This is a genomic window from Herbaspirillum sp. B65 (assembly GCF_000333555.1).
Lineage (GTDB): Bacteria > Pseudomonadota > Gammaproteobacteria > Burkholderiales > Burkholderiaceae_D > Herbaspirillum > Herbaspirillum rubrisubalbicans.
Genome location: NZ_BADI01000033.1, coordinates 1 through 4,192 on the forward strand (window position 1 = coordinate 1; position 4,192 = coordinate 4,192).

Annotated in this window: 4 protein-coding genes and 2 pseudogenes; all 6 read left to right on the plus strand. The window is 62.6% G+C overall.

Annotated elements, in window-relative coordinates; genetic code table 11:
- Positions 1-261: pseudogene (locus I5W_RS00670) on the plus strand (patatin-like phospholipase family protein); the annotation flags it as partial.
- A 92-nt stretch (positions 262-353) separates the two neighbouring features.
- Positions 354-809, plus strand: a pseudogene (locus tag I5W_RS00675) (alpha/beta fold hydrolase); the annotation flags it as partial.
- A gap of 62 nt (positions 810-871) precedes the next feature.
- Positions 872-1,588, plus strand: coding sequence for an HAD-IA family hydrolase (locus tag I5W_RS00680; RefSeq protein ID WP_044527812.1), 717 nt, complete (start codon positions 872-874; stop codon positions 1,586-1,588).
- Entirely contained in the window at positions 1,585-2,424 is an 840-nt protein-coding gene (locus I5W_RS00685; protein ID WP_044527813.1) for a MurR/RpiR family transcriptional regulator, read from the plus strand. The genes I5W_RS00680 and I5W_RS00685 overlap by 4 nt, the downstream gene beginning before the upstream one ends.
- Before the next feature lie 55 nt (positions 2,425-2,479).
- Positions 2,480-3,193: a ribose-5-phosphate isomerase RpiA gene (gene rpiA, locus I5W_RS00690; protein WP_017453568.1), complete on the plus strand. Its 714-nt coding sequence runs from the start codon at positions 2,480-2,482 to the stop codon at positions 3,191-3,193.
- A gap of 166 nt (positions 3,194-3,359) precedes the next feature.
- Positions 3,360-4,192: sugar ABC transporter substrate-binding protein (locus I5W_RS00695; protein WP_252716837.1), on the plus strand; the 833-nt coding region annotated here is incomplete at its 3' end.

Here is a 4,192-nt window from a genome sequence, read left to right on the forward strand (position 1 = left end):
GCCCTGGCCAAGCGCGAAGCCGAGAGTTCCACGCTGGCCTTCGGGTCGCTGGAGCGGCGCTTGCGCCAGTTGAATCTGCACATGATCGATGCCAATGAGTTGATGGAGCAGTTGACCAATCTCTCCAAGCTCAATACCCAGGCCAGTTTCATCGGCAGCCTGTTCCAGCAGGGCCGCGAACGCGCCTCGGAATGGCTGGAGCAGAACTTCGCCCAGATCGGTCATACCTCCACCTTCGACCTGGGGCGCTTCCTGCCCTGAGGCCCTGAATGCCTGGCTTTGCGCACGATCGTTCTTTTTTGTCTATACTTTGCTGCTTGAATCTTCACAGCAGATAAAACAACGACAACCTCATGCGCTCAACCATCGCCAAGAAAGCTTCCCGTTCCGAATTCCTCGACATAGGCGGCCTGCGCTACCACGTGCGCCACTGGGGTGACCCGCAGGCGCCCAAGATCTTCATGATGCACGGCTGGATGGATATGTCGGCTTCGTTCCAGTTCATGGTCGATGCACTGCAAGGGGAGTGGCACGTCATCGCTCCCGATTGGCGCGGCTTCGGCCTGACCGAGCGCAGCCCGGCGCAATCCTACTGGTTCCCCGATTACCTGGCCGACCTCGAGGCCATCCTCGACCACTATGCCCCCGACCAGGCCGTCAACTTGCTCGGCCACAGCATGGGTGGCAATGTCGTGACCCTGTATGCCGGCGTGCGACCGCAGCGCATCGCGCGCCTCATCAACCTGGAAGGCCTGGGCCTGCCCACGGCCAAGCCGGAACAGGCGCCGCACGCCATTTATCAAGCGCTGTATCCCTTGTTGAGCCCTAGCTTCCAGCGCCTGGGGGACCTGGCGGCACAAGGAGAGGCGTAATGAAACAGGATCTCGCGCGCCGCTACCAGGCCTTCATCTTCGACCTCGACGGTACCCTCATCGACAGCGCCCCCGATATCGCTGCCGCCGTCAACGCCTACCTGCAAGAACAAGGTCATGCCGCGCTGGAGGTGGCCTATGTCGAACGCTTCATCGGCAATGGTCCGCGCCGCCTGATCGAAGATATCCTGATCGACCAGGAGATCGCCTTCGATGGCGCCGGGCTGGAGGCGGCCGTGGCCGCCTACATCGGGCACTACCAGCGCCATCCGGCCAGCCATACGCGCTTCTTCCCCTATGTCAAGGAAGACCTGGCCAGCCTGCACGCCGCCGGCATCCGGCTGGGCATCTGCACCAACAAGCCCCATGCACTGACGCGCCAGATCCTCGATCTGCTGCAGCTCTCACCGCTGGTGGAGGTGGCGCTGGGGGCCGATGCGGTGCCGGCCTGCAAGCCCGATCCCGGCCATCTGCGTGCCGTGGCGGCCCACATGGCCCTGGCGCCGGGGAGCTGGGCCTATATCGGCGACACCACGGTGGACCAGGCCACGGCAGCCGCCGCTGATGCGCCGTTCTTCGTCGTGCCCTGGGGGGGCGGCAGCCAGGTGCAGGTCGCGAAAACCCAGCGCCTGCATCGCCTGCGGGACTTGCTGTCTTATAGAATCGCGCCTTTGGCCGCACGGCCATCGGCCACTACGCTAAAGGACAGCCCATGAGTAACAGCCTGCTGCAGCAGATCGTGCGCGAGCAAGAGGAGATGAAGCCCGCCGAATTGCGCATCGCCCATTTCGTCAGCCAGGCGCCCGGTGAGGTGATCCATATGAGCATGGCCTCGCTGGCTGAACGCTGCGCCGTGAGCGATCCGACCATCGTGCGTTTCTGCCGCCGCTTCGGTTTCAACGGCTACCAGGAGTTCAAGCTGAACCTGGCGCAAAGCCTAGTGCCCGCAGCGCCCTTCGTCTACGAGCAGATCACCCGGGACGACGCTATCGACACGATCGTGCGCAAGACCTGCCGCAATTCGCTCTCGGCCATCCAGCGCGCGCTGGAGGACCTGGTACCGCAACAGATCGAACAAGCCGCCGCATTGCTGCATTCGGCCACCTGGATCGGCATCTATGCCAGCGGCATTTCGGAAATCACGGCGCTGGATGCCGAACACAAGTTCCAGCGCCTGGGCCTGCGCTGCGCCGCCGTGATGGAAGAGAAAAAGCAATGGATGCACGCCGAGAAATCGCGCCCCAATGAAGTGGCGCTGATCTTTTCGCAATCGGGCCATACCAAGCGCATGGTGGAGCTGGCCATGGCCGCCCGCGCCGGTGGGGCAAGGGTGGTTGCAGTGACGGCCGCCGACAGCCCGCTGGCGCAGGTCACCGATGCCCTCATCGCCGTGCTGCCCTATGACCAGACCGAATTCATGACCCCGCTGGCCTCGCGGCTGAATCATCACCTGGTGGTCAACATGCTGGTCACCGCCATTGCGGTGGCGAGCAACAGCGAATTCCCCGACCAGTTGCCGGCCCTGGATTCCTGGATGACCGACAAGATCTAGCCGGCCAGGTTGCTGCAACTGGCCGGTCAACAACGCTTTTTTTGAAGGAGACAACATGCAGTTGAATCAGAACGAAGCAAAGAAACTGGCCGGCCGCCACGCCATCCTGGAATTCGTGCGCGACGACATGCGCCTGGGCCTGGGCTCGGGTACCACTTCGCACTTCTTCGTGCGCGAACTGGCCAAGCACATCGCCGATGGCCTCAACGTCACCTGCACCGCCACCTCGCGCTCCACCATCGACGTCGCCCGCGAAGTCGGCATCCCCATCATGGATCCCAATGAAATCGGCCAGATCGACCTGACCATCGATGGTCCCGATGAGATCGACCGCGAGTTCCGCATGATCAAGGGCGGCGGCGCCTGCCTGCTGTGGGAAAAGATCATCGCCCACGCCTCCACCCGCATGATCACCATCTGCGATGAAAGCAAGCTCGTCGAACACCTGGGCGCCTTCCCGCTGCCGGTGGAAGTGGTGCAGTTTGCCTGGAAGCAGACCGAACGCCGGGTCGCCGGCCTGCTGCGCGAGTTCGGTATCGACGCCCGCATCGTGCGCCGCAGCCGCGATGAGCGTCCCGTGGTGACCGACAGCGGACACTTCATCCTGGATTGCCATTGCCAGGTCATCGACGGCGCCGAATTGCTGGAGACCGAACTGAACCGCATCCCCGGCGTGGTCGAGAACGGGCTTTTCACGCGCGAGGCGGCGGGCATGGTGGTGGGCTGCTTCGATGGCACGTCGTATGTTTCCTTGCGTGCCGCAAGCTAGTAAAACTCCCTGCGGCTGGCAAGGAGGTTTTCTGGCGGTATATGAAGAAAGTTTCCGGGGTGCTTTTCCCCGAGGATGCCTGCGATATACAGGGTGAAGGATTCTTCCGAGATCCTGTGCATGGCCGGCTTGATAGCAAAACTATATACATCATTTGGAGGCAGACATGACATCGCATCACGCCAACACCCGTCGCCAGATCGTCCTGAGCGGTATCGCCCTGGGCGCCCTGGCCACCACCCGCTGGGTCGGGGCACAGCAGAAGCTGTTGATTCCGTTCAGCAACAAGAGCCTGGACTATTACTTCTTCGTGATCGAAGAAGCAGCGGTCAAGCGCGCCGTCGAGGCCAACCAGGGCAGCTTCCAGGCCACCAATGCCAGCTTCGACAACACCCGCCAGCTGGAACAATGGCAGTCGCTGATGCTCTCGCGCCCGGCCGCCCTGGTCTCGGACCCCATCGACAGCCAGGCCATCGTCAGTGGCCTGCGCCGCTACAACCAGCAAAAGATCCCGGTGGCCATCATCGATACCCCGGCCGAGAGCGGCAATGTGGCCATCACCGTCAGCTTCGATAATTACCTGGGCGGCGTGATGGCGGCCAAGGAAATCATCAACCGTCTGGTCAAGAAGCATGGCAGCCCCAAGGGCAAGGTGCTCAACTGCTATGGCGCCCTGGCCAGCGTGGCCTGGCGCCAGCGCAAGGAAGGCATGGATGCCGAGTTCGCCAAATACCCCGGCATCACCTATATCGCCCGTCCCACCGAGGGCAAGCTGGACCAGATGCTGGCGGTGACTCTGGCCACGCTGTCCGAGCATCCCGATCTGGATGCGGTACACGCCCCCAGCGACTCGCCGGCCCGCGGCATCGCCACCGCCTTGCAGCAGAAGAACCGCTGGAAGAAAGTGGATGAGAAAGACCACGTGATCTTTGTCACCATCGATGGCGAGCCGGTGGGCCTGCGCTGGATCCAGATGGCTACATGGATGCCTGCGTATCG